General features: G+C 72.1%; 21 protein-coding genes. 14 read left to right on the top strand and 7 right to left on the bottom strand.

What is annotated here, in order from left to right:
• Positions 1-124 precede the first annotated feature (124 nt).
• The 7 genes from OO52_RS22400 (at position 125) to OO52_RS52860 (ending at position 10,423) form a co-directional block, all read left to right on the top strand.
• The gene (locus OO52_RS22400; RefSeq protein ID WP_030645561.1) at positions 125-1,129 is read left to right on the top strand and encodes a sugar ABC transporter substrate-binding protein; all 1,005 of its coding nucleotides are present in this window, start codon (positions 125-127) and stop codon (positions 1,127-1,129) included.
• The gene (locus OO52_RS22395) at positions 1,126-2,169 is read left to right on the top strand and encodes an ABC transporter permease (protein ID WP_030645559.1); all 1,044 of its coding nucleotides are present in this window, start codon (positions 1,126-1,128) and stop codon (positions 2,167-2,169) included. Before OO52_RS22400 ends, OO52_RS22395 begins: the two co-directional genes overlap by 4 nt.
• Positions 2,166-2,936 (top strand): ATP-binding cassette domain-containing protein, encoded by a 771-nt coding sequence (locus OO52_RS22390; RefSeq protein WP_030645555.1) that lies wholly within the window; start codon positions 2,166-2,168, stop codon positions 2,934-2,936. The genes OO52_RS22395 and OO52_RS22390 overlap by 4 nt, the downstream gene beginning before the upstream one ends.
• A gap of 112 nt (positions 2,937-3,048) precedes the next feature.
• Complete coding sequence (locus OO52_RS22385; protein WP_030645554.1) at positions 3,049-4,194, top strand: ROK family glucokinase; 1,146 nt, start codon at positions 3,049-3,051, stop codon at positions 4,192-4,194.
• Positions 4,191-4,772: a hypothetical protein gene (locus OO52_RS22380; RefSeq protein WP_030645552.1), complete on the top strand. Its 582-nt coding sequence runs from the start codon at positions 4,191-4,193 to the stop codon at positions 4,770-4,772. The genes OO52_RS22385 and OO52_RS22380 overlap by 4 nt, the downstream gene beginning before the upstream one ends.
• A gap of 96 nt (positions 4,773-4,868) precedes the next feature.
• Positions 4,869-7,724 carry a DEAD/DEAH box helicase gene (locus OO52_RS22375; RefSeq protein WP_030645549.1) on the top strand — a complete coding sequence of 952 codons (2,856 nt, stop codon included), beginning with the start codon at positions 4,869-4,871 and terminating at the stop codon, positions 7,722-7,724.
• 692 nt (positions 7,725-8,416) lie between these two features.
• Positions 8,417-10,423, top strand: coding sequence for an SWIM zinc finger family protein (locus tag OO52_RS52860; protein ID WP_420711409.1), 2,007 nt, complete (start codon positions 8,417-8,419; stop codon positions 10,421-10,423).
• Between the two features lie 395 nt (positions 10,424-10,818).
• Here the strand turns inward: OO52_RS52860 and OO52_RS22360 are convergent, their stop codons facing one another.
• From OO52_RS22360 to OO52_RS22345, 4 genes are all read right to left on the bottom strand, one after another.
• Positions 10,819-11,307, bottom strand: a complete 489-nt coding sequence (locus OO52_RS22360; RefSeq protein WP_030645543.1) for an SPW repeat protein — start codon at positions 11,305-11,307, stop codon at positions 10,819-10,821.
• Positions 11,308-11,435: 128 nt separating this feature from the next.
• Entirely contained in the window at positions 11,436-12,092 is a 657-nt protein-coding gene (folE, locus tag OO52_RS22355; RefSeq protein ID WP_078864514.1) for a GTP cyclohydrolase I FolE, read from the bottom strand.
• A 1-nt stretch (position 12,093) separates the two neighbouring features.
• On the bottom strand, positions 12,094-12,549 hold the full coding sequence (locus OO52_RS22350; RefSeq protein WP_030645539.1) for a hypothetical protein: 456 nt from the start codon (positions 12,547-12,549) through the stop codon (positions 12,094-12,096).
• 71 nt (positions 12,550-12,620) lie between these two features.
• Positions 12,621-13,169 (bottom strand): DUF2231 domain-containing protein, encoded by a 549-nt coding sequence (locus tag OO52_RS22345; protein ID WP_030645537.1) that lies wholly within the window; start codon positions 13,167-13,169, stop codon positions 12,621-12,623.
• A 121-nt stretch (positions 13,170-13,290) separates the two neighbouring features.
• Between OO52_RS22345 and OO52_RS22340 the strand changes: the two genes are divergently transcribed.
• Together OO52_RS22340 and OO52_RS22335 are read left to right on the top strand one after the other, a co-directional pair.
• Positions 13,291-14,043: a helix-turn-helix transcriptional regulator gene (locus OO52_RS22340; RefSeq protein WP_030645535.1), complete on the top strand. Its 753-nt coding sequence runs from the start codon at positions 13,291-13,293 to the stop codon at positions 14,041-14,043.
• A 300-nt stretch (positions 14,044-14,343) separates the two neighbouring features.
• Positions 14,344-15,255: a DUF6879 family protein gene (locus tag OO52_RS22335; RefSeq protein WP_234328836.1), complete on the top strand. Its 912-nt coding sequence runs from the start codon at positions 14,344-14,346 to the stop codon at positions 15,253-15,255.
• Positions 15,256-15,288: 33 nt separating this feature from the next.
• Here OO52_RS22335 and OO52_RS22330 read toward each other — a convergent pair whose 3' ends face one another.
• The gene (locus OO52_RS22330; RefSeq protein ID WP_158712539.1) at positions 15,289-17,241 is read right to left on the bottom strand and encodes a SpoIIE family protein phosphatase; all 1,953 of its coding nucleotides are present in this window, start codon (positions 17,239-17,241) and stop codon (positions 15,289-15,291) included.
• Positions 17,242-17,640: 399 nt separating this feature from the next.
• On the opposite strand from OO52_RS22330, the gene OO52_RS22325 reads away from it, so the two are divergent.
• The 5 genes from OO52_RS22325 to OO52_RS22305 all read left to right on the top strand — a co-directional run bounded on the left by OO52_RS22325 (position 17,641) and on the right by OO52_RS22305 (position 21,734).
• On the top strand, positions 17,641-18,468 hold the full coding sequence (locus OO52_RS22325) for an alpha/beta fold hydrolase (protein WP_030645530.1): 828 nt from the start codon (positions 17,641-17,643) through the stop codon (positions 18,466-18,468).
• A 247-nt stretch (positions 18,469-18,715) separates the two neighbouring features.
• Positions 18,716-19,642: an RNA polymerase sigma factor SigJ gene (gene sigJ, locus OO52_RS22320; protein ID WP_051818464.1), complete on the top strand. Its 927-nt coding sequence runs from the start codon at positions 18,716-18,718 to the stop codon at positions 19,640-19,642.
• Between the two features lie 164 nt (positions 19,643-19,806).
• Entirely contained in the window at positions 19,807-20,745 is a 939-nt protein-coding gene (locus tag OO52_RS22315) for an NADP-dependent oxidoreductase (protein WP_030645526.1), read from the top strand.
• Complete coding sequence (locus OO52_RS22310) at positions 20,742-21,224, top strand: cupin domain-containing protein (RefSeq protein ID WP_051818462.1); 483 nt, start codon at positions 20,742-20,744, stop codon at positions 21,222-21,224. Before OO52_RS22315 ends, OO52_RS22310 begins: the two co-directional genes overlap by 4 nt.
• Before the next feature lie 51 nt (positions 21,225-21,275).
• Positions 21,276-21,734, top strand: a complete 459-nt coding sequence (locus OO52_RS22305) for a carboxymuconolactone decarboxylase family protein (RefSeq protein ID WP_030645522.1) — start codon at positions 21,276-21,278, stop codon at positions 21,732-21,734.
• Positions 21,735-21,871: 137 nt separating this feature from the next.
• Here the strand turns inward: OO52_RS22305 and OO52_RS22300 are convergent, their stop codons facing one another.
• Both OO52_RS22300 and OO52_RS22295 read right to left on the bottom strand, forming a co-directional pair.
• Positions 21,872-23,755 (bottom strand): heavy metal translocating P-type ATPase, encoded by a 1,884-nt coding sequence (locus OO52_RS22300; protein WP_037670847.1) that lies wholly within the window; start codon positions 23,753-23,755, stop codon positions 21,872-21,874.
• Between the two features lie 110 nt (positions 23,756-23,865).
• Positions 23,866-24,162: a heavy-metal-associated domain-containing protein gene (locus OO52_RS22295; RefSeq protein ID WP_030645520.1), complete on the bottom strand. Its 297-nt coding sequence runs from the start codon at positions 24,160-24,162 to the stop codon at positions 23,866-23,868.
• Between the last annotated feature and the right edge of the window lie 85 nt (positions 24,163-24,247).

The raw sequence follows: 24,247 nt of genomic DNA, 5'->3' as shown, positions 1-24,247 counted from the left end.
CCCGTGGGGGCTCCCCGGTCATGTCATGGGTGTTCCGCGTGTTCGATACTGGAGCGTTTGGGGCCGCTGACGCGATCGACGGCCCCTCGCGTATGTACGAACACGGCAAGAAGGGCACGGCCTCGTGGCACGGTTTCGGACCTGGGTAGGCATAGCGCTGGCGGGGGCACTCTCCGTGTCCCTGGCGGGATGCAGCAGCACCGGAGGCAAGCGGGCGGAGGACGCCCGCAAGGCCGCCGCCGCCCAGGGCAGGGCGGCGGTGAACACTCCGCGCTGGACCTTCGCGATGATCACCCACTCGGGGGACGGCGACACCTTCTGGGACATCGTCCAGAGCGGCGCCAAGCAGGCCGCCGTCAAGGACAACATCAACTTCCTCTACTCGCACGACGACGAGGCCCAGCAGCAGGCCCAGCTCGTGGACGCTGCCGTGGACAAGAAGGTCGACGGCATCATCGTCACCCTCGCCAAGCCGGACGCCATGAAGGCCGCCGTGGCCCGTGCGGAGAAGGCCGGCATCCCGGTGATCACCGTGAACTCCGGCTCGGAGGAGTCGAAGGCCTTCGGCGCCCTCACCCACATCGGCCAGGACGAGACCGTCGCCGGCGAGGCCGTCGGCGAGGAGCTGAACAAGCGGGGCAGGAAGAAGGCCCTGTGCGTGCTCCACGAGCAGGGCAACGTCGGCCACGAGCAGCGCTGCGACGGCGTCGCGAAGACCTTCCACGGCACGCTGCGCAAGCTCTACGTCAACGGCACCAACATGCCCGACGTGCAGTCCGCGATCGAGGCCAAGCTCCAGGCCGACACGTCCATCGACTCCGTGGTCACCCTCGGCGCGCCCTACGCCGACACCGCCGTGAAGGCGCGGACGGACGCGGGCAGCAAGGCCGAGATCGACACCTTCGACCTCAACGCCAAGGTGGCGGCCTCGCTGAAGAACGGCACCCTCGGCTTCGCCGTGGACCAGCAGCCGTACCTCCAGGGCTACCAGGCCGTCGACCTGCTGTGGCTGTACAAGTACAACGGCGATGTCCTCGGCGGCGGCCGGCCGGTGCTGACCGGCCCGCAGATCATCACCAAGGACCAGGCGTCCGCCCTCGCGGAGTACACCGAGCGGGGCACCCGATGAGCGCGGTCACGGACGAGAAACTGCTTGACGAAAGGATTCTGCAGACCTCCCCGCTGCGGAAGCTGCTGGCCCGCCCGGAACTGGGCTCGGTCGTCGGCGCCCTCGCCGTCTTCGTCTTCTTCGCCTTCGCCGCCGACGGCTTCCTGCGCGCCACCAGCCTCAGCACGGTCCTGTACGCCTCCTCGACCATCGGGATCATGGCCGTACCCGTGGCCCTGCTGATGATCGGTGGCGAGTTCGACCTCTCGGCGGGCGTCCTCGTGACGTCGTCCGCGCTGGTCTCCTCGATGTTCAGCTACCAGATGACGGCGAACACCTGGGTCGGCGTGGGCGTGTCCCTGCTGGTCACGCTGGCCGTCGGCGCCTTCAACGGCTTCATGCTCACCCGCACCAAGCTGCCCAGCTTCATCATCACGCTGGGCACCTTCCTGATGCTGACCGGCATGAACCTCGGCTTCACCAAGCTGATCGACGGCACGGTCTCCACCAAGACCATCGCCGACATGGAGGGCTTCACGAGCGCCCACGCCGTGTTCGCCTCGACGATCGACGTCGGCGGCGTCGACATCAAGGTCACCATCCTGTGGTGGCTGGGCCTCGTCGCCCTCGCCTCCTGGATCCTGCTGCGCACCCGCACCGGCAACTGGATCTTCGCCGTCGGCGGCAACGAGGACGCGGCCCGCGCGGTCGGCGTCCCGGTCGCCCGGACCAAGATCGGCCTCTACATGGGCGTCGCGTTCGGCGCCTGGATCTCCGGCCAGCACCTGCTCTTCTCCTTCGACGCCGTCCAGTCCGGCGAGGGCGTCGGCAACGAGCTGATCTACATCATCGCGGCCGTCATCGGCGGCTGTCTGATCACCGGCGGCCACGGCAGCGCGGTCGGCTCGGCCGTCGGCGCGCTGCTGTTCGGCATGACCAGCAAGGGCATCGTCTTCGCCGAGTGGAACCCGGACTGGTTCAAGTTCTTCCTCGGAGCGATGCTGCTCCTCGCGACCCTGCTCAACGCCTGGGTCCGCAAGCGCGCGGAGGCCACCAAGTGACACTCGTCGAACTGACCGACGTCAGCAAGCACTACGGCACCGTCCGCGCCCTCGAAGGGGTCTCGCTGGAGGTGCACGCGGGTGAGATCACCTGCGTCCTCGGCGACAACGGCGCGGGCAAGTCCACCCTGATCAAGATCATCGCGGGCCTGCACCGGCACGACGGCGGCATCCTGCGCGTCGAGGGCGAGGAGACGACCCTCTCCTCCCCGCGCGAGGCCCTGGACCGGGGCATCGCCACGGTCTACCAGGACCTGGCCGTCGTCCCCCTCATGCCGGTCTGGCGCAACTTCTTCCTCGGCTCCGAGCCCCGCAAGGGCGCCGGTCCCTTCAAGCGCCTGGACACCGACTTCATGCGCCGCACCACCCGCGAGGCGCTGCTCCGCATGGGCATCGACCTGCGGGACGTCGACCAGCCCATCGGCACGCTGTCGGGTGGCGAGCGCCAGTGTGTCGCCATCGCGCGGGCGGTCCACTTCGGTGCGAAGGTGCTGGTCCTGGACGAGCCGACGGCCGCACTGGGAGTCAAGCAGTCCGGTGTGGTCCTCAAATATGTGGCGGCCGCACGGGACGAGGGCCTGGGCGTTGTCTTGATCACCCACAACCCGCATCACGCGTACCTGGTGGGGGACAGGTTCGTGTTGTTGAGGCGCGGCACAATGGTGGGCAATCACACACGGGACGAGATCACCCTGGACGAGCTGACGCAGCAGATGGCCGGAGGATCCGACCTCGACGCCCTCCGCCACGAACTGCAACGAGGCTGAGGGGCGCGAGGAACTGCGTGACCGACCACGACGGACCCGCACCCGGCGTTGATCACGCAGTCCCCCCGCCCCGCACGGCACCCGCCCGCGCGGTGAGGCAGAATCAAGGCCGATGAGCACCTACCGCGACCTCACCGCCCCCATCGGCTCCCGCCGAGCCCCGGTCCTGCGCACCGTGGGCACACGAGAGCGCCGGTCACACCTGACCGCACCCCGTGTGCCCACCGTCGGCATCGACATCGGCGGCACCAAGGTCATGGCGGGCGTCGTGGACGCCGACGGCAACATCCTGGAGAAGCTCCGCACGGAGACCCCGGACAAGTCCAAGAGCCCCAAGGTCGTCGAGGACACCATCGTCGAGCTGGTGCTGGACCTGTCCGACCGGCACGACGTGCACGCGGTCGGCATCGGCGCCGCCGGCTGGGTCGACGCCGACCGCAACCGCGTGCTGTTCGCCCCCCACCTGTCCTGGCGCAACGAACCGCTGCGCGACCGCCTCGCCAGCCGGCTCTCCGTACCGGTCCTCGTGGACAACGACGCCAACACGGCCGCCTGGGCGGAGTGGCGCTTCGGCGCCGGCCGCGGCGAGGACCACCTCGTCATGATCACCCTCGGTACCGGCATCGGCGGCGCCATCCTGGAGGACGGCCAGGTCAAGCGCGGCAAGTTCGGCGTCGCCGGCGAGTTCGGCCACATGCAGGTCGTCCCCGGCGGACACCGCTGCCCGTGCGGCAACCGCGGCTGCTGGGAGCAGTACAGCTCCGGCAACGCGCTGGTCCGGGAGGCGCGCGAGCTGGCCGCCGCCGACTCGCCGGTCGCCTACGGGATCATCGAGCACGTCAAGGGCAACATCGGCGACATCACCGGCCCGATGATCACCGAGCTGGCCCGCGAGGGCGACGCGATGTGCGTGGAGCTCCTCCAGGACATCGGCCAGTGGCTCGGCGTCGGCATCGCCAACCTCGCCGCCGCCCTCGACCCTTCCTGCTTCGTGATCGGCGGCGGTGTCTCGGCAGCCGACGACCTGCTCATCGGCCCCGCCCGGGACGCCTTCAAGCGGCACCTCACCGGCCGCGGCTACCGCCCCGAGGCCCGCATCACCCGTGCCCAGCTCGGCCCCGAGGCGGGCATGGTGGGCGCCGCCGACCTGGCCCGGCTGGTCGCCCGCCGGTTCCGGCGGGCCAAGCGGCGCCGGGTGGAGCGGTACGAGCGGTACGAGCGGTACGCCCAGGCCCGCCGCGACCAGGACACCGCATGACGCCGTCGCTGCCCCACCAGGGCGGCCCGCCCGACGAGCCACAGCGGCCCGCCGAGGACCCGCGCCACAAGGCCAAGCGCCGGGCGCTCACCCTGTTGATCATCGTGCTGCTCATCGGCGTCCCGGCCGGCTACCTGGTGATCTCCGCGAACCAGAGCCGCAACAGCGGCAAGGACAAGGAGGCGAAGTACTCGGCGACCGGCCTCACCTCGGGGTGGCCGTCGAAGGTGCAGCGCCGCCTCTACCAGGTGACCGTCCCGCACCCCGCCGACGAGGTCGCCTACTACGAGACGAACAACTGGAAGACCAGCCGCCTCTACGTGCAGTTCCGCACCAACCCCGCCGGCCTGGACAGCTTCCTGGAGGCCATGGGCGTGCGCCGGGACCAGCTGAAGAAGGACGACGTCACCGTAGGCGAACGCGACCGGAAGGTCAGCGGCTGGACCTTCGACGGCCCCGGCCCCTGGTGGGGCCTGACCCACGAGCAGAAGAACCCGGCACCCACCCAGGACGTGGTCGTCAACCTGTCCGACCCGGAGTATCCGATGGTGTTCGTGGTCTCCCGCACGGTCCCGTAGCCGGGGCCGTGACCCGCCTCCGGAGCCGATTGTCAGACCCCGCCCGTAGAGTCGAAGACGTCTGATCCGACGCACGGGCGGGAGGTGGCAGGACGTATGAGCGGCACGGCTGCGGTGGCCGAGCGCACGGGTGTTTCCCGGGAGACGGGGACCGGGCTCCCGGTCCCGGTGCGCCTCGCGTCCGTCTACCTGCCCGCGCCCCTGCCGCGCCAGGGCCGCCTCGCCTTCTGGGCCCCCGACGGCGACCCGCTGCCCACCGCGAGCGGGGCCGATTCCGAGGAACTGACGGTCGTACGACGGCACGGCGCCGGTGTGCGCCGCCGGCAGGTGCCCGCGCTGACCCTGCCGCTCGCCGAGGCCCTGCCGCTGCTGGTCAGCGCCCGGCGCGACCCGGCCGCCCACCCGGCCACCGCCTGCTGGGGCGCCGCCGCCCTGCACGCGCTGCGGCTCGTCGCCCGCGGCCGGCTGCTGCCGGGCCTGACCCCGGCCGGCCACGACGCCTGGCGGGCCGGCCCGCTGGACCCCGACGACATCGCCCACCTGCGCGCCATCGCCGCCGCCCTGCCCCCCGAGGGCCACGCCGTGCCCCTCCCCGGCCCGGGCGCGCTCCGGCTGCCCGAGCCCGAGGCCCTGATCCGCTCCTTCCTGGACGCGGTCGCCGACACCCTGCCCCGCACCCCCGCGGCCCCCTGCACCGTCGGCCGGCCCTTCGCCGCCCGCGAACCCCAGACCCTGCCCGCGGCCCATGAGTGGGCGGCCGAGGTCGCCGCCGGGATGGACGCGGGCGTGCGGATCTCACTCCGCCTGGACCTGTCCGCGTACGACGTCTTCGACGCCGGCGCGAGCGAGGGCGCCCGCGCCGCCGGAGCGGCCGTCGTCCAGGTCCACAGCCTCGCCGACCCCACCCTGGTGGCCGACGCGGCGGCCCTGTGGGCGGGCGAGGCCGACGAGGCGTTCGGGCCCCGCGCGCGTGTCGACGCGGCCCTCGCCGTGCGGCGCGCCGCACGGGTGTGGGCGCCCCTGGACCGCCTCGCCGAGCAGGACGTCCCCGACGTCCTCGCCCTGTCCGAGGAGGAGCTGGGCGAGCTGCTCGGTGTGGCCGCCTCCCGGCTCGCCGCCGCCGGGGTCGCCGTGCACTGGCCCCGGGACCTCGCCCGCGACCTGACCGCCACCGCCGAGGTCCGCCCGGCCCCCGGCTCGGCGACCGACGGCACCGGTTTCTTCGAGAGCGAGGACCTGCTCCGGTTCCGCTGGCAGCTCGCCCTCGGCGGGGACCCGCTCAGCGAGGCCGAGATGGACGCCCTCGCCGAGGCCCACCGCCCGGTCGTACGGCTCCGGGACCGCTGGGTGCTGGTCGACCCCGCCCTGGTCCGCAAGGCCCGCAAACGCGAACTGGGCCTGCTCGACCCGGTCGACGCGCTGGCCGTCGCCCTCACCGGCACCGCCGAGGTCGACGGCGAGACCGTCGAAGCCGTCCCCGCCGGCGCGCTGGCCGCCCTCCGCGACCGGCTCACCGCCGGCCTGCGCCCCGCAGACCCACCCCCCGGCCTGCGCGCCACCCTCCGCGACTACCAGTTGCGCGGCCTGGCCTGGCTCGACCTGATGACCTCGCTCGGCCTCGGCGGCTGCCTCGCCGACGACATGGGCCTCGGCAAGACCGTCACCCTCATCGCCCTGCACCTGAAGCGGGCCCGCACCGAGCCGACCCTCGTCGTCTGCCCGGCCAGCCTCCTCGGCAACTGGCAGCGCGAGATCACCCGGTTCGCGCCCGGCGTCCCCGTCCGCCGCTTCCACGGCCCCGAGCGCACACTGGACGGCGTGGACGGCGGCTTCGTCCTCACCACGTACGGCACCATGCGCTCCACCGCGGCCCGCCTCGCCGAACAGCCCTGGGGCATGGTCGTCGCCGACGAGGCCCAGCACGTGAAGAACCCCTACTCGGCCACCGCCAAGGCGCTGCGCACGATCCCGTCCCCCGCGCGCGTGGCACTGACGGGCACCCCGGTGGAGAACAACCTCTCCGAACTGTGGGCCCTGCTCGACTGGACCACCCCCGGGCTCCTCGGCCCGCTGAAGTCCTTCCGCGCGCGGCACGCGCGGGCGGTGGAGAACGGGGAGGACGAGGAAGCGGTGCAGCGGCTGGCCCGGCTGGTCCGCCCCTTCCTCCTGCGGCGCAAGAAGTCCGACCCCGGCATCGTGCCCGAGCTGCCGCCCAAGACGGAGACGGACCACCCGGTGCCGCTCACCCGGGAACAGGCCGCGCTGTACGAGGCGGTGGTGCGCGAGTCGATGCTGGCCATCGAGACGGCGCAGGGCATGGCCCGCCGGGGCCTGGTGCTGAAGCTCCTCGGCGCCCTGAAGCAGATCTGCGACCACCCGGCGCTCTACCTGAAGGAGGACGCGCGTCCCGACCGCCTGGCCGCCCGCTCCGGCAAACTCGCCCTCCTGGACGAGCTGCTGGACACCCTGCTCGCCGAGGACGGCTCGGCGCTCGTCTTCACCCAGTACGTCGGCATGGCCCGCCTCCTCACCGCCCACCTGTCCGCCCGCGCGATCCCCGTCGACCTGCTGCACGGCGGCACGCCGGTGCCGGAGCGCGAGCGCATGGTCGATCGCTTCCAGGACGGCGGGACACCGGTGCTGGTGCTGTCCCTGAAGGCCGCCGGCACCGGCCTGAACCTCACCCGCGCGGGCCACGTCATCCACTTCGACCGCTGGTGGAACCCGGCCGTGGAGGAGCAGGCCACCGACCGCGCGTACCGCATCGGCCAGACCCAGCCGGTGCAGGTCCACCGCCTGGTCACCGAGGGCACGGTGGAGGACCGCATCGCCGAGATGCTCGCGTCCAAGCGCGCCCTCGCCGACGCGATCCTCGGCTCCGGCGAGGCGGCCCTCACTGAGCTGACGGACCGCGAGCTGTCCGACCTCGTCTCCCTGCGGAGGACCCCATGACGCCCCCGCCCCGCCCCGGCGACGTCGCCCGCCGGGCCCTCCGCGCGGCCCGCGAACGAGCGGAGACCGAGCGGGCGTGGACGGCGGCGCCGCGGGACACCCGGGAGGAAACGGCGTCCGAGCCGACCGAGGGACCGCAGGACTCCACCGTCGAGACCACGGCTCACCCGGACAGCGCGGACGGGACCGAGCCCTGGGCGGGAGCGGAACTTTCCGCCGGCGGGGCGAGGCCTGGCGACGGGGTGCCTTCCGGGGGCGTGTCGCGGGCGGGGCTTGTCGCTGGTGGCCGGGGCGAGCTGGGTGGTGCGGTGCCGTCCGGTGGGGATACCGCGCCGGGGGGCGTGTCGCGGGCGGGGCTTGTCGCTGGTGGTCAGGGCGAGCTGGGTGGTGCGGTGCCGTCCGGGGGTGAGGGCGAGCCGGGTGATGGGGGGTCGGCCGGGCTTTCCGGCGCGCCTGGGGCCAAGCCCGGCGATGTGGCGCGCGCAGCTCTCAGGGCCGCCGTCGCCACGCGCCGGGGTCAGGGCGGGCCGATGCCGGCTGCTGGGCAGGCAGCGGTGTCCGACGCCGACGGCCCGGTGGCGGATGGAGGCCGCGAGGAGGCCTCACGTCCTGGAGCGGGGTCCGGGCGGGGAGTGGGCTCGGTTGATGCCGGTACGGAGGGTCCGGGGCCGGCCGGTGCTCGTGCGGAGGGCGTGCGGCCGGCCGGTGCCACGGGCGGGCGTCCAGGTGATGTCGCCCGGGAGGCGCTGCGTGCGGCCCGGAGGGAAGCGGAAGCGCTGCGCGCGCGGGCGGCGGAACCCCGGCTTGAGCGGCGGACACCGGGGCGTTCGGATACCGCCACACCGCCCCCACCGGGACAGGAGACCTCGGCCGCCAAGGCCAAGGCCGCGCAGGACATGCGGCACTACTTGGCGACCGCCTTCCGCATGCCCACGTGGACGGAGACCGCCGAGGAGCCGGATGAGCACGTCTCGCCCACGCCGGCCGAGCCGATCCCGTCGACACCGGCGTCGGCATCGTCACCCTCGGCGCAGGCCCCGGCCCCCCCGGCAGAGCCTTCGGCTGCCGCACCCGAGCCCTCGGCCCCCGCCGTTTCCCCTGAAGCCCCCGGCGTCACCGCCAAGAACCCGTTGACCGACCCTGCACCCCCGGACCCCGCCTCCGAGCCGGGGGCCTCCGCACCCTCCGCGCCTGCGGTGTCCGGTCCTTGCTCCGAGGCGTCCCGAACCACCCCCTCGGCACACACGTCCGCCGCCCTCCCTGACCGGGCCGAGCCGTTCGCCCGTTGGACCCCGGCCGGGCGTGCCTCGGCGCAGGCCGGCCCGACCGAGCCCTCCGGCTCCCGGGACTCGGTTACTCCCTCCGCGCACCCCGACCCCGGCCCCGGCACCCCTCCCGCTCCCGCCGTCCCGCACGTACCGCCGACCATGGCCACCCCCCACCGTGACACCGAACTCCGCCGTACCTTCCCGGCGTTCGTGCCGCGTGAGACCGCCGGGGGGATCGGGTCGTTCGCCGGGACCTGGTGGGGCAACGCCTGGGTCGGGGCGTTGGAGCAGGGCGCGTTGGACGCGAAGCGGCTGGCGCGGGGGCGGGGGTACGCGGACCAGGGGCATGTGGACGCGATCACCGTCACCCCGGGACTCGTGCTGGCGTACGTGCGCGGAAGCCGGCCCCGGCCGTACCGCGTGCAGGTGCGGGTGCGGACGCTGGAGGACGAGGACTGGGAGAGGTTCCTGGACGCCGCGGCCGACCGGCCGGGGCACATTGCGGCGCTGCTCGACAAGGAGTTGCCCCAGTCGCTCGCCGACTGCGGGGTGCCCCTGCTGCCCGGCCCCGGCGACCTCGCCCCCCGATGCAGCTGCCCCGACTCCGGCCACCCCTGCAAACACGCGGCCGCCCTCTGCTACCAGACCGCCCGCCTGCTGGACGCCGACCCCTTCGTGCTGCTCCTGCTGCGCGGCCGGGGCGAGAAGGAACTGCTCGACGCGCTGTCCCGGCGCAGCGCCGCCCGAGCCGCCCGCGCCGCCCAGGAACGACAGCCGCAGACCCTGCCGGGCGTCCGTGCCGCCGACGCCCTCGCTCCGCGCGAGCTGCCGCCGCTGCCGCCGCCGTTGCCGGTGCCCCCGCACCCCGAGCAGCCCCCGGCGTACCCGTCGGCACCGGGCGGCCCAGACCCCTTCGCGCTGGACCAGTTGGCGACCGACGCCGCCGCCCGCGCGCACGCCCTGCTCGTCTCCGGACGCGACCCGGTCGGCGAGCTGACCCTGTGGCAGGACGCGGTACGGCTCGCCGCGGCCCGCCCCGGTTCCGGGCTGACCGCGGCCACCCGCACGCTGTATGCCACGCTGGCCGACGCGGCCCATCGCACCCCGGCCGACCTCGCGCGTGCCGTCGCGGCCTGGCGGCAGGGCGGCTTGGCGGGCCTGGCCGCGCTGGAGGAGCCGTGGGACCCGCCGGCCGGCCGCTTCGACCGGGCCCGCCCGTTGCTGCTCGCCGCCGACCTGCCGGCGTTCCGCCCCTGGCGCAACCGCCTCACCCACCCACGCGGCCACGTCCAGCTCCGCCTGGGCCGGGACGGCCTGTGGTACGCCTACGAGTCGGACCCCGGCCAGGACGACTGGTGGCCCCGCGGCACCCCGGACCTCGACCCGGTCGGCGCCCTGACCGGCCTGGGCACACCCGACGACGCGGTCTGAGCGCCCCCCGCCAGTACCAAGCGACCCCCGCCAGTACCAAGGGCGTTGCCGCGAGGCCATACCGGCCGCGAGCACCACCGCCCTCGCGCCACCACCCCGAGCTCCATAGCCGCAGGCCCGGCTTCTCGCCGCCGGACGTACGTCAGAAGCAGCACGTGCCGGTCCAGAGCCACCGCGTTGATCACGAGGCGCACCCGCAGCACCGACGTCACCGACCTCGCCACCATGGCAAAGCCGTCGAGGCCGCCGAGACCATCGCCCCCACCCCGGCGGCAAGTCCGCGCCGTCCGCAGGCGATGCGCGAGGACTGAGCGGCCGAGACCGTACAGCATCGCCTCGCGGGATCACCGGCTCCGGCCCGGTGATCCCGCGAGCACGTCGGATCGCGTAAAAGGTCAGCCGCGACCGGGCGCGTACGACGTCGACATGCCGCGCCGTGCCTCGGACGACTCCGCCGCTCGGGCTGCCGCGCTGGCGGCCAGGGCCAGCAGGAGGGCCAGCGCGCCGACGATGACGTTGTTCACGATCGTCTTCGTGGTGCTGACGTTGCCGGCGACCACCCACGGCGCGATGATCGCCCACACACCCAGAGCGCAGGACGCCCACGCCATGCTGTGGGTGCGTTCGTAGGCACGGCCGAATCCGCCGCTCATCAGGACCGCGTAGGCGATACCGGTGAGCAGGTTGGTGACGGCCAGGGTGGACAGGTTGTTGAAGCCCGTGATCCAGGGCGATGCCGCCAGGTACAGACCGGTGAGCAGCGCCATGGTCTCGATGGCCTGGCCTTTGGGCGTGCTCGTGGCGCGCTCGGCCATCTCGTGCCGAAGGCGCATGTCGACGATGTCGGGGTGCGTCTCCATGGACGGCCTGGGGGAAGTGGTCATGGTCTTCACCTTCGGGGGGTGTAGTACGTCCGTACTTCCGCGAGTACCCCGATCCGGGCGTGCAATCTTGGATAAAAGGGGCGATACGCCGCCCGGTGCATCGGGCCTGTCCAAAGATCCGGCGGTCGTCAGGAGGCCGCTCCCGTCAGGCCGAGGAATTCACTGCGGGAGCGGGCGTCGGAGCGCAGCAGGCCGAGGAGGGTGGAGGTCATGGTGCTGGAGCCGGTCGCCTGCACCCCGCGCAGGGTCATGCAGGAGTGTTCCGCCTCGATCACCACACCGACACCCTTGGGCTCCAGGTGGTCCTGAAGCCAGTCGGCGACCTGCTTCGTGAGGCGTTCCTGGACCTGCGGGCGGCAGGCGAAGTGCTCGACGACGCGCGCCAGCTTGGACAGGCCCAGGATCCGGGCGCCGGGCAGGTAGCCGACATGGGCGGTGCCCACGAACGGCAGCAGGTGGTGTTCGCACACCGACCGGACCGGTATGCGACGGGCCAGGACGAGTTCGTCGTAGCCCTCGTCGTTGGGGAAGGTGGTCAGGTCGAAGGGGCGCGGGGTGAAGAGTTCGGCGTAGGCGCGGGCCATCCGGCCCGGTGTGCCGCGCAGACTCTCCGAGGCGGTGGAGACGCCGAGCGCGGCGAGGAACTGGCCGGCCGCGGCCTCCGCCGCGGCGAGGTCGATCCCGTCGCGCTCGTGGACGACCCGCAGGGCGGGCCGCCCGGGTATCGCCCCTTCCTCGTCGAGGGGGTCCCTTCGGGCGCTGGTGCGGTCCAGGCGCTCGGTCATGTCAGCTACCCCCGACGCCGAGGGCGGTGAGCAGGACCAGGACGAGGGTGACCACGGCGAGCAGGCCGTGGGCCACCACGACCGGCACCGGGAAGTGGCGCTCGGCGGGGACGGTGCCTTCGGCTCCCGGACCTCCCGCGGCCGCTGCCGCGCCGACCGTGGCACGCTCGCGGTGGACGGGGATCCAGCGTGCCAGCATTACGAAGCCCAGCAGGGCGACGGGCAGCAGCAGGCCGAACGCGGTCCAGGCCAGCGCACTCCTGTCGGCCACGACGTAGATGATCCACACCACCAGTCCGATCGTGGCCAGGGCGAAGTGCCCGAAGACGACGGGTGCGGGCAGGCGGCTGGTACCGGTTCGCTGCTGGCGGATCCCGCCGCGTTGGATCCAGGTGCCGAGCATGTAGAAACCGCCGAGAGCGGTGATCACCCAGGTGATCAGCGCGGCGATGTCCATGGGAACTCCAGAGGGGGACGGTGGCGAAGGCGACCGGAGGGCACCGGCCGGCAGGGTGGACGGGGGCCGGGTCACCCGGCCGAGCGGGCGCCGCTCCGGCCGCGGCCGGGTGCGTATCCCTCGGCCTGCGTTGTCTCGTCGGCGACGCGTACGCCGTAGCGGTAGGCGAGTTTGCCGCCGAGGAATCCCGAGACCGCAAGGACCGCGACGCTGAGTGCGGACAGGACGAGCCTGCCGATGCCGACGCTTCCGCCGTCGGCGTGGCCGCCTTGGCGCCAGAGGAAGTTGACGACGTAAGCGGCGGTCACCAGCAGGTTCAGCGTCATGTGGACCAGGGCGGTGCGGAAGGCCGGGGTGCCGGCCGGAATCGCGAACAGGTCGAGGAATCCGACCATGGCCGCCAGCAGGGCACCGATCACACCGACCGCGATCAGCCACTGCGAGGACTGGGTCAGGAAACCCGGGCGGTGCACGACGTGGCTCGCGATGTCGAACACCAGGCTGGTCACCCAGGCGCCGATCGGCACGGTCACCAGGATCGGGTGGAACGGGTGGCCGTACGGGCCGGCGAGCGCGGCGCTGACCGGGCGCTTCGCCTGAAGCTGTGAATCACTGGCCATCGCAACCTCCTGGTGGTTTCACCAACAAGTCTTGGTCTTATTCCGGGGATGCGTCAAGACGTACAGCACACGACAAGGGAAGAACACTTGTGCCCACGCGGTTGGGCGTTACCGTGGTCGTGTGGCTTCCGATCCCAGCGCGCGGGCCGACGCGACCGACCGCGCCATCGACTCCGTGAGCGTCCTGAGCGAGGACTCGCGCCGGCGCATGTTCACCTTCATCCGCCGCGCCCGCCGCGCCGTCACCCGCGACGAGGCCGCCGCCAGCGTCGGCATCTCCCGCAAGCTCGCCGCCTTCCACCTCGACAAGCTCGTCGACGCCGGCCTGCTGCGCGCGCGCTACGAAACGCCCGGCGGGGTCCGCAAGGTCGGCAGGCAGCCCAAGGTGTACGAGCCCGCCGACGCCCAGATCACCGTGAGCATCCCCGACCGGCGCCACGAACTCCTGGCCGACCTGCTCCTCGACGCCGTCCTCACCGAGGGCGCCGACGAGAACGCCGCCCAGGCCGCCATGCGCACCGCCGAACACCGCGGCCGGCGGCTGGGCGAGGCGGCCCGCGACGAGACCCGTCCGGGCCGCCTGGGCCCGGAGCGCGGGCTGACCGCCTGCGAGCGGCTGCTGGACCAGTACGGCTACGAACCCGTCCGGGACACCCCGACCCGGCTCCGGCTGCGCAACTGCCCCTTCCACCCGCTGGCCGCGAAGGCGCCGGAGCTGGTCTGCGGCATGAACCAGGCCTTCCTCTCCGGCTACCTCAGCGGCCTGGAAGTCAACGGGGTCCAGGCCGTCCTCGCTCCGGAGCCCGGGGAGTGCTGCGTCCGACTGGGCCCGAGCGACCCCGACCACGACGACGAGGTGGCGCGGGACCGCTGACAGGCGCGGCCATGCCCGGTCGCACCCGTGGACGCCGCGTGCCCGAGTGATCCAGGAGCCCGCGGGGCACACTTGAGGAGACGCCGGGCCTCACCCGGCAGTGGCAGACCTTGGTACAGCGCATCCGCGACCGACTGTCCCTTCACGCTGTCCGGTTGTCGTGGGGGACGTCGCGGCGCCCCGAGGATGAAACCGGCACGCGTACTGGTGGGGGGACACACGATGGCGACGGGGCCGAGTCCGGAACCGAACGGCACACCGTGGAGAGACGCATCCGGCGCATGGCGGATGTGGTGGAAGGTGCTCGTCTCCCTCGCGGCGGGCGGCCTGGCGTCCGTCGTCACCGAGGTCGCCGACGCGGAGACCAAGTGGCAGATCGGCGTCGGCATCTTCGTCGGTGGCTGCCTCCTGGTCCTTCAGCTCCTCGGCGACCTGATCAATCAGGTGAGGGACTTCAAGGCCGCGCTGCCCCGGCACCAGGCGCAGACACAGGAAACGGTCGTGCGGAGCTTCGCCCGGATCAGCGAGGCGACCAGGTTCCACAGCGAGATGGAGAGGCTGCCTTCCGACGGGGTGGCCGCGTTGGCCACCAGCGCGGTGGAGGTCGTCTCCAGGGGTCCCGACATCATGAGGCGCTTCGCCGAGGAGCTGATCCGGCGCCTCGCCGTCGACATGGAGGCACTCAAGAGCGGGACCGTCGATTGCGCAGGGGAGAACCACGACTGGCTGCTGGCCCTCACCGACTGCGCCACGGATTCCATCGACACCACGAGCACGCTGTCGTTGGTGGACCGGGACTTCTGGGACAGCGAGCCCGCCGGCCGCTATCTTCAGGCGCAACGCGAGGCGATAGCGAGGGGGGTGACGGTACGACGGCTGTTTCTGGTGGCCGACCCGACGGACCTCGACGACGACCTGCGCCACATCAGCCGGGAGCAGGAGGAGTTGGGCATCCAGACGCGTGTGGTCGTCCGGAGCCAGCTACCCCCGGCCGTCAGGCGGGGCCTGGTGGACGAATTCGTCGTCTTCGACCAGGTGACCTGCTACGAGATCGAACAGGACCAGCGTCACGTCAACACCTCGACACGGGTCAGGGCGCAGGAGAACCACGTCAGACTGAGGACCCAGCGGTTCGCCGAGCTCTGGGACGCGGGCGTGCCGACGCAGACGGCGGGAACCCCCAGTGGCGGGTCGGGGGCGGCCGGAGCGTGACGTGGCGGAGCGCGGACGTCCGTTCAGCCGTCGTCAGCCGGCGGCAGGGCGGGGGCGGGCCAGCAGGAGAGTGATGTCGTCGTCCAGCGGTCCGTCGGGGACCACGGTGTCGATGACCGACGCGCACAGGTCGTCCAGACTGGAAAAGGGGCCGGCGAGCGCCGTGCGCAGCCGCCGCAGGCCGCGGTCGACGTCATGGTCCGTCTCGATCAGACCGTCGCTGTACAGCCCGATCACGCTGTTGTCCGGCAGTTCCACCTCGGTCGATTCGTAGGAGCCCAGTCCCACCCCGATGGGTGCGCCTGGGGGTACGTCGGCGAAGTCGACCGATCCGTCCGGGGAGATGATGGCGGGCGGGGGATGGCCGGCACTGGACATGGTGCAGCGCCGGGTTGCCGGGTCGTACACACCGTAGAAGCAGGTGGCTCCGAAAGCCGGTGCAGCGGAGGGATCGTCGTCGAAACGGTCCCGGGTGACGTCGAGGGCGAGTTCGTCCATGAGACGCAGCAATTCGGCGGGCGGCAACGCCAACTTGCTCAGCGCACGGGTCGTGGCGCGCAGGCGTCCCATGGTCACGGCCGCGTGCATGCCGTGACCGACGACGTCCCCCAGTACCAGGGCCACCCGGGCATCGGTCAGTCGTATGACGTCGAACCAGTCGCCGCTGACGCCGCCATGTGTGTCCGCGGGCAGGTAACGGGTGGCCACCTCGACCGTGCTGCCCCCGGACAAGCGGTGCGGCATCAGGTCGCGTTGTATGGCGAGCGCCGCCGTCCGCCCTCGCGTGTAGCGCAGGGCGTTGTCGATGATCAGTGCGGCCCGGGCCGCGAGTTCCTCCGCGAGAGCGAGATCCGCCCTGCTGAAGGGGACCGGGTTCTCGCTGCGCACGAAGACGGCGATGCCGAGCGTCGCACCGCGGGCCTGCAGGGGGACGATCATGAGGGAGTGCATTCCGGTCCGGTGGATGACCCGGGCCCGATCCGGGTCGTTGTCGAGCCAGGTGCCGGGGGAGGTGTCGAGAACGGGCTCGAAGTGGGACCGGCGCTCTTCGAGCACGGTGGTGAAGGGCGATGCCGGCGGAACGTACACCGGCGTTCCGCGTGCCCAGAGGGACTCGCGGAGATCGTCGTGGATGGAAGCGGCGCCGGCCCGGTAGAAGCCGGGGATGCTCATGTCGGTGGACTTGAGGCGTCTCAAGGGCTCCTTGTCCAGCGGCACGGCCTGGACGAGGTCGATGGTGACGTAGTCGGCGAGGTCCGGTACCGCCGTCTCCGCCAGAGTCTGACTGGTGACCAACGGGTCCAGATCCGTGCCGATGCGGCTTTTGGCCTCGTTGAGCAGATGGAGTCGCCCGCCCTCCTGCCCGCTGCCGGCCAGCACGGCAACGGAACAGACGCCCAGGGGCCGACCGTCCGGCCCGTCGAGACGGATCAGGGCGACACGGTAGTGACGGTCGGGGGCCCGAGCCCCGGCCGGCCACAGTTCCTGCCCGAGGAGCGGCTCGCCGTTGCGGAGGACGCGCGCCATGGCTCGTTCCAGGAACTCCGGGTGACGAGCACGGACCACGTCGGTGACATGGCCGCCCAGCTCCGGCTCGGAGCCGTAGAGGTCCTGATGGTGCACGCTGTCGTTGAACCAGACGGAGCGCAGGTCCCGGTCCCAGATGGCCAGACTGACCGGCGAGTGGTGGAGGAACGCGTCCACCGCGGCCGGATCCAGGCCCGGTCGCCCGAGGACGCTCGGCCCCCACACGAGCCATCCAGCGCCGCCGTCGGTGTCCAGAGGTGTGACCCGCAGGTACGCGGGTGTCTCATGGCCGTCGCGGCGGCGGATCCACACCCGCCCCGACCAAGGACTGCCGGCGAAGACGCAGGGAATGTCCGAGGCGCTCGCAACCAGCAGCCTCTTGGCGGGACCATGGAGCACTTGCCCGGCCGAATAGCCCCACAGGCGCTCGGCGGCCCCGGTCCACACGGAGACCGTCATGTCGGCACTGAGCACTGCCAGGACCTCACCCGGTTCCACAGCCCGCTCTCCAGCCGGTGATCCCCTAGCGCGATCAGTCGACATACTGCAACTATGCCGCGCGTGCGGCGGTACCTGCCACGGCAGGGCGGAGCAGCGGATTCCTGTGACCGCGAGAGGCGAGAGGCCGCCGGCGCCTGGTGACAACGGCGGCCTCCGGACAAGAGCATGGGGCTGCGCCGCGGACCGCCCGGCGCGCTGAAGCGGGGGCTCCCTAGTAGCGTGGGACCCACTGACGTGCTCATCGGCCGCCTTCCTGCGCGGGCCCGTCCGTCGTCCCCCGCGGCGTGACACGCCCCCTGCGGCTCGGGCACCGAACCCTCATGCACGCGCATTCCGAACAGGGCTGGAGGGGCGCTCATGGCCTTCGCCACTGCCAAGGACGGCACACAGATCTATTTCAAGGACTGGGGGTCGGGCCAACCGGTGGTCTTCTCCCACGGCTGGCCACTGACCGCGGACGCGTGGGATCCGCAGCTGAAGCTGATGGCGGACAACGGCTTCCGGGCCATCGCCCACGACCGGCGCGGGGGCGGACGCTCGGGCCAGCCCTGGCAGGGCAACGACCTCGACACGTACGCCGACGATCTGGCCTCGGTGATCGAGACCCTCGACCTCCGCGACGCCATCCTGGTCGGTCACTCGACCGGTGGGGGAGAGGTCACCCGCTACATCGGCCGGCACGGATCGGACCGTGTCGCCAAGGCGGTCCTGCTCGGGGCGATCCCCCCGTTGATGCTCAAGACGGAGGCGAACCCCGAGGGGCTGCCGGTCGACGTCTTCGACGAGATCCGCAACGGTGTGCTGACGGACCGCTCCCAGTACTACGAGGACCTCAGCGCTCCCTTCTACGGCGCCAACCGCGAGGGATCGACCGTCTCGCAGGGGACCCGCGACCAGTTCTGGCTCTGGAGCATGTCCGTGGGCATCAAGGGCGCCCACGACTGCGTCAAGGCCTTCTCCGAGACCGACCTCACCGAGGATCTCCAGAAGTTCGACGTTCCCACGCTGATCATCCACGGCGACGACGACCAGATCGTCCCCATCGTGGCATCCGCCAACAAGTCGTCGAAGATCGTCAAGGACGCGATCCTCAAGGTCTACCCAGGTGCTCCGCACGGGTTGTCGATGGTCCCCGAGTTCGCGGAACGGTTCGACGCCGACCTGCTGGAATTCGTCCGGGGCTGACCGGCCACGCCGTCGCACCGCCGACCCGGTGCGCGGCGTAGCCCCGCACCCCGCTGCCCGCCTGTCCGGATACGGGTGACTCATGGCCGGACCGAGGCGGTGCCGGACACCGGGTGACCGGCACCGTGGAAGACGGACGCACCGTCCGGTCGTAGCGCACTGATACCGGAAGTTTCAGAGGTCATGAGCGAGATCATCGTGGGGGTCGGGATTCCCGGAACGGCGGCGGTCACCCGAGCCACGTCGCATGGGTGACCGGCACGAGCCCGGACGGTCCGAGCAGGAGGACCCGCTCGCAGCCGAATGGGAGAGGCACCAGCCCGCGGTCTTCGGTGTGGCCTACCGGCTGCTGGGGAGTGTCGCCGACGCCGAAGACGTCGCCCAGGACGTGTGGCTGCGGGCGGCCGGAGCCGATCTGCGGGACATCGGCGATCTGCGGGCCTGGCTGGTGACGGTGGCCGCGCGACGGTCGTACGACATCCTCAAGAGCGCCCGTTTCCGCCGGGAGACCTACGTCGGGCCGTGGTTGCCAGAGCCGCTGCTGACAGGGGCGGACGCGGCACAGCCGGTCCTCGTCGACGAGTCCGTCAGTTCCGCCATGCTCCTGATCATGGAAGAGCTGAGCCCGCCGGAGCGGGTGGCCCTCGTCCTGCACGATGTCTTCGGCCTCGAGTTCGGCCGGATCGCCGACGTCCTGGGCGTCTCCGCGCCGGGTGCCCGGCAGCTCGCCTCGCGGGCACGACGGCGGGTGGCCAGAGCGAGGCAGTCCACGCCGCAGGCGTCGAAGACGGAGCGCCAACGCATCCTCACGGTCTTCCGCGCCGCCTACGAGGCCGGGGACCTGGCCGGCCTGGTCAGGCTCCTTCATCCGGACGCGGTCTACGTCACCGACGGAGGCGGCAAGGTCCCCGCGGCACGCAAGCTCATACACGGCGGCCAGCGCGTCGCCGAGGTCATGGTGCGCACGGGGCGCCAGTGGCACCCGGACCGCATCGACTTCGCCGAGGTCGGCGGTGAGCCGGCCCTCGTGTTCCACCGGGCAGGCCGGGTCTACTCCGTCGACACGGTCCAGATCACGGACGGTCTGATCACCGCGTACCGCCGGGTCATCAACCCGGAGAAACTCGTGCGCGTCCGGGCTGTCACACCCGGAGGTGCTGCCTCGTCTCCCTGACGAGTAGTACGCAAGACGGGCGACGGAGGAACGCGCCGGCAGGTGAGATCGATCATGCGGAACGGCATACATCCACCTGCTGCGTCTTCCCGACGACGAGCCGCCGCCGGCCCTGAATGTGACCGGGCCGCGCGCTCGGGTCGCCCCTCCCAGTAAGGACCTGTATGCAAGCCATCACAGTTCGAGACCGTGACGCCGGGGTCGCCGGGATGTCCCTGGCGGACATCCCCTACCCGCATGCGGCCGAGAACGACGTCATCGTGCGGGTGCACGCCGCGGGCTTCACCCCCGGAGAGCTGGACTGGCCCGCCACGTGGACCGATCGCGCCGGCCGCGACCGGACGCCCAGCGTGCCCGGACACGAACTCTCGGGTGTCGTCGTGGAGCTGGGGTACGGCACCACCGGCCTGAGCGTCGGACAGCGGGTGTTCGGCCTGGCCGACTGGACCCGTGACGGCACGCTCGCCGAGTACACCGCGGTGGAGGCCCGCAACCTCGCCCCGCTGCCGGCGGGCATCGACCACACCCTGGCCGCCGCACTGCCGATCTCCGGGCTCACCGCCTGGCAGGGGCTGTTCGACCACGGCCGTCTCACCACCGGCCAGACCGTCCTCATCCACGGTGCCGCGGGCGGCGTCGGCTCGATCGCGGTGCAGCTCGCCCACGAGGCCGGCGCCCGCGTCATCGGCACCGGCCGGACCTCCGCCCGGGACAGGGCCCTCGCCCTGGGCGTCGACACCTTCATCGACCTGGAGACCGAGAAGCTGGAGGAGGCCGGCGAGGCCGACGTCGTGTTCGACGTGATCGGCGGCGACATCCTCGACCGCTCGGCCGCCCTGGTCCGCCCCGGCGGCACCCTCGTCTCCATCGCCATGCCGCCCAAGGTCCGGCCCAAGGACGGGCGGGCGGTCTTCTTCGTCGTCGAACCCGACCGCGCCCGGCTCACCGAGCTCGCCGCGCGGCTGAGGGACGGCCGGCTCAAGCCGCTCGTCGGTGCCGTGCGGCCGCTCGCCGAAGCACCCTCCGCGTTCGCCCCCGGCACGCGCACCCCGGGCAGAACGATCATCCGCGTCACGGAAGACCGAACAGGAGACCGATCATGATCGGAATGCGGATCGCCGGCGGCTTGCTGGCCGTCGCCACGCTGGGCGCGGCCACCGCCTGCTCGACCTCCGACCAGCCCGCAGCCGCCCAGAGGCCGACCGAGGCCGTGGCATCGCCCGCGGCCATGGCGTCGACGCACCCCGCCGAAACCCTCAAGCCGCTGCTCCAGCAGGCACTTCCGAACGTGAAGGGGAAGACGTTCACCTCGGTGATCGTCGACTTCCCGCCCAACGCACGCGCGATGCCGCACCGGCACGGCCAGGCGTTCGTCTACGCCTACGTCCTCGAAGGCACCGTGCGCAGCCGGCTCGACGACAAGCCCGTGCGCACCTACCACCAGGGCGAGAACTGGGTCGAGGAGCCGGGTGCCCACCACGTCCTCACCGAGAACACCAGCCCGACCGAGCGGGCCAAGCTCCTGGTCGTCTTCGTCTCCAACACCGGAGACAAGCTCAAGATCGACGACCCCGCGTCATAGCCGCCCCCCGGAGGGCGGGGCACGCACCACACGAAAGAAGCGAAGGACGACATGACCGACACCCAGCGCGTCAACATCGGCGAGCAGCACCCTGCCGCCTACAAGACCCTCATCGCCCTGTCGTCGGAGGTGGGAGAGGCCGCCGCCGCAGCGGGCCTCGACCCCCTCCTGGTCGAACTGCTGAGGATCCGCACCTCCCAGATCAACGGCTGCGCGTTCTGCCTGCGCATGCACACCCGCGACGCCCTCAGGAAGGGCGAGAACCCCGACCGGATCGCCGTGCTGCCCGCATGGGCGGAGACCGGCTACTTCTCCGAGACCGACCGCGCCGCCCTCCGCCTGACCGAGGCGATCACACGCGTGCCGGACGGACACGTCAGCGACGAGGACTACGACGCCGCCGCGGCCGTCCTCACCGCCGACCAGGTCTCGGCGATCGCGTGGCTGGCGACCGTGATGAACGCCTTCAACCGCGTCGCGATCACCAGCCGGTACCACGTCGGCGGCTGACCTCCGTCGCACCGCCGGGGGGTGCCGTCGGCGCCGGGCGGACTCCCGAGGCCGTCAGGGCCCGGCTGTCTCCCCTTGCCACAAGGCGCCCGGTCGTCCGGACCGGGCGCCTCGTGCGCATCTCGTCGGGCCGGCGGCTACGTGAAGGCGCGCAGCCGGAGGCTGTTGGTGACGACGAAGACCGACGAGAAGGCCATCGCCGCTCCCGCGATCATCGGGTTGAGCATGCCGAACGCGGCCAGGGGCAGGGCGGCGACGTTGTAGCCGAAGGCCCAGAAGAGGTTGCCCTTGATGGTGGCGAGCGTCCTGCGGGACAGGCGGATGGCGTCGGCCGCCACCCGCAGGTCACCGCGTACCAGCGTGAGGTCGCCGGCCTCGATCGCCGCGTCGGTGCCGGTGCCCATGGCGAGGCCGAGATCGGCGGTGGCGAGGGCGGCCGCGTCGTTGACCCCGTCCCCGACCATCGCGACCGTGCGTCCCTCGGACTGGAGCCGCCTGACCACGTCGACCTTGTCCTGGGGCAGGACCTCCGCGATCACCTCCTCGATGCCGACGGAGCGCGCGACCGACTCCGCGACGCGCGTGTTGTCGCCGGTCAGCAGTACGGGCGTGAGCCCCAGCCGACGGAGTTCGGCGACGGCCTCAGCGCTCGTCTCCTTGACGGCGTCGGCCACGGTGAGCACACCGCGCGCCTGCCCGTCCCAGGCGACCGCGACCGCGCCGAGCTGGGCGCCGCGCCCGGTGCCGACCATCAGCGCGGTCGGGGTGGCCAGGCCCAGCGCGCACGGGCAGGCGATGATCAGGACGGCGACGGCGGCCGTGAACGCGGCGGTGGCGTCGCCGGTGACGAGGAGCCACGTCGCCAGCGTGCCGAGGGCGATCAGGATCACCACCGGCACGAAGACGGCGGAGATCCGGTCGGCGAGGCGCTGCACGGCCGCCTTGCCGTTCTGCGCGTCCTCGACGAGCCTGGCCATCCGGGCGAGCTGGGTGTCGGCGCCGACGCGGGTCGCCTCGACGACCAGCCGGCCGCCCGCGTTGACGGTGGCGCCGGTGACCGCGTCACCGACGGTCACGTCCACCGGGACGGACTCACCGGTGAGCATGGAGGCGTCCACCGCGGAGGAGCCCTCGACCACCGTGCCGTCGGTGGCGATCTTCTCGCCGGGCCGGACGACGAACCGGTCGCCGACCGCCAGCTGTGCGACGGGGACGCGGACCTCCTTGCCGCCGCGCAGCACGGAGACGTCCTTCGCGCCCAGCTCGATCAGGGCCCGCAGGGCCGCGCCCGCCTTGCGCTTGGACTTCGCCTCCAGGTAGCGGCCGGCCAGGATGAAGGCGGTCACTCCGGCCGCGGCCTCCAGGTAGATGGAGGAGGAGCCGTCCGTGCGGGAGACCGTGAACTCGAAACCGTGCCGCATGCCCGGCATACCGGCGTGCCCGAAGAACAGCGCCCACAAGGACCAGCCGAGGGTCGCGAGTGTGCCGATGGATACGAGCGTGTCCATGGTGGCGGCACCGTGTCGGGCGTTGGTGAAGGCCGCCTTGTGGAAGGGGAAGGCGCCCCAGACCACGACAGGGGAGGCGAGGGTGAGCGAGAGCCACTGCCAGTTGTCGAACTGCAGGGCCGGGACCATCGCCATCAGGACGACGGGCACGGACAGTGCCAGCGACACGAACAGGCGCTGGCGCAGGGAGAGAAGTTCACCGTCCGGCGCGGCGGGGGTCTCGGCGGCGCCCAGCGTCTTCGCGACCGCCGGAGGAGGAGGCTCCTCGGCGGTGTAGCCGGTCTTCACGACGGTCGCGATGAGGTCGGCGACCTCGACGTCCGGGCCGTAGGTGACCTTGGCCTTCTCGGTGGCGAAGTTCACGGTCGCCGTGACGCCGTCCATCCGGTTGAGCTTCTTCTCCACCCGGGCGGCGCACGAGGCGCACGTCATACCGCCGATGGAGAGCTCCACCTCGGAGGGGGGCGAGGGCGTCGGACTGCTGAGCGTCTTCTCGGGAGCCGTGCTGGTCATGCGAATCTCCTGGTGTAGGCCGGGGCGTACGGCGTCCGTATCAGCGGAGCGGTACGTCCCGACGCGGGAGCGAATGAGCGGCGCACCGGGTCGGAACCCCGCGGGAGCCGTCAGTCCCGGCCGACGAGCTCGTAACCGGCCTCGTCCACGGCGGCGCGGACGGCCTCCTGGTCGAGCGGGGCCGTGGACGTGACCTTGACCTCGCCGGTCTCGGCGACGGCCGTGACCGCGGTGACGCCGTCCAGGGCGGATATCTCCTTCGAGACGGCGGTCTCGCAGTGACCGCAGGTCATACCGGAGACCTTGTACGTGGTCGTGACGCCGACGCCGTGGACCTGGACGTCGGTCGCCGCGCCGGTGCCGCAGGAGCCGCAGCAGGAGGAGCCGGAGTTCGTCTGATCCGTCATGGCTTCTTCCTCGTGTGTGAGCGTGGGTCGATCCGCGGGAGGGGCCGGATTTCGCGCCCCTCACAATCGAACACTATACCCCCGT

This window comes from Streptomyces flaveolus, from assembly GCF_000716535.1.
Taxonomy (GTDB): Bacteria; Actinomycetota; Actinomycetes; order Streptomycetales; family Streptomycetaceae; genus Streptomyces; species Streptomyces flaveolus_A.
Note: the sequence above shows the minus strand (reverse complement) of the source record. Positions and strands in the feature narration are given on the sequence as shown.

Excerpts from the sequence above, each read along its gene's own strand:
- OO52_RS22310 (WP_051818462.1), top strand. The coding sequence starts at position 20,742 with ATGATCGGAATGCGGATCGCCGGCGGCTTGCTGGCCGTCGCCACGCTG.
- OO52_RS22385 (WP_030645554.1), top strand. The coding sequence starts at position 3,049 with ATGAGCACCTACCGCGACCTCACCGCCCCCATCGGCTCCCGCCGAGCC.
- OO52_RS22350 (WP_030645539.1), bottom strand. The coding sequence starts at position 12,549 with ATGGACATCGCCGCGCTGATCACCTGGGTGATCACCGCTCTCGGCGGT.
- folE (WP_078864514.1), bottom strand. The coding sequence starts at position 12,092 with ATGACCGAGCGCCTGGACCGCACCAGCGCCCGAAGGGACCCCCTCGAC.
- OO52_RS22345 (WP_030645537.1), bottom strand. The coding sequence starts at position 13,169 with ATGGCCAGTGATTCACAGCTTCAGGCGAAGCGCCCGGTCAGCGCCGCG.
- OO52_RS22330 (WP_158712539.1), bottom strand. The coding sequence starts at position 17,241 with ATGACGGTCTCCGTGTGGACCGGGGCCGCCGAGCGCCTGTGGGGCTAT.
- OO52_RS22305 (WP_030645522.1), top strand. The coding sequence starts at position 21,276 with ATGACCGACACCCAGCGCGTCAACATCGGCGAGCAGCACCCTGCCGCC.
- OO52_RS22375 (WP_030645549.1), top strand. The coding sequence starts at position 4,869 with ATGAGCGGCACGGCTGCGGTGGCCGAGCGCACGGGTGTTTCCCGGGAG.
- OO52_RS22295 (WP_030645520.1), bottom strand. The coding sequence starts at position 24,162 with ATGACGGATCAGACGAACTCCGGCTCCTCCTGCTGCGGCTCCTGCGGC.
- sigJ (WP_051818464.1), top strand. The coding sequence starts at position 18,716 with ATGGGTGACCGGCACGAGCCCGGACGGTCCGAGCAGGAGGACCCGCTC.
- OO52_RS22325 (WP_030645530.1), top strand. The coding sequence starts at position 17,641 with ATGGCCTTCGCCACTGCCAAGGACGGCACACAGATCTATTTCAAGGAC.
- OO52_RS22380 (WP_030645552.1), top strand. The coding sequence starts at position 4,191 with ATGACGCCGTCGCTGCCCCACCAGGGCGGCCCGCCCGACGAGCCACAG.
- OO52_RS22300 (WP_037670847.1), bottom strand. The coding sequence starts at position 23,755 with ATGACCAGCACGGCTCCCGAGAAGACGCTCAGCAGTCCGACGCCCTCG.
- OO52_RS22395 (WP_030645559.1), top strand. The coding sequence starts at position 1,126 with ATGAGCGCGGTCACGGACGAGAAACTGCTTGACGAAAGGATTCTGCAG.
- OO52_RS22360 (WP_030645543.1), bottom strand. The coding sequence starts at position 11,307 with ATGACCACTTCCCCCAGGCCGTCCATGGAGACGCACCCCGACATCGTC.
- OO52_RS22315 (WP_030645526.1), top strand. The coding sequence starts at position 19,807 with ATGCAAGCCATCACAGTTCGAGACCGTGACGCCGGGGTCGCCGGGATG.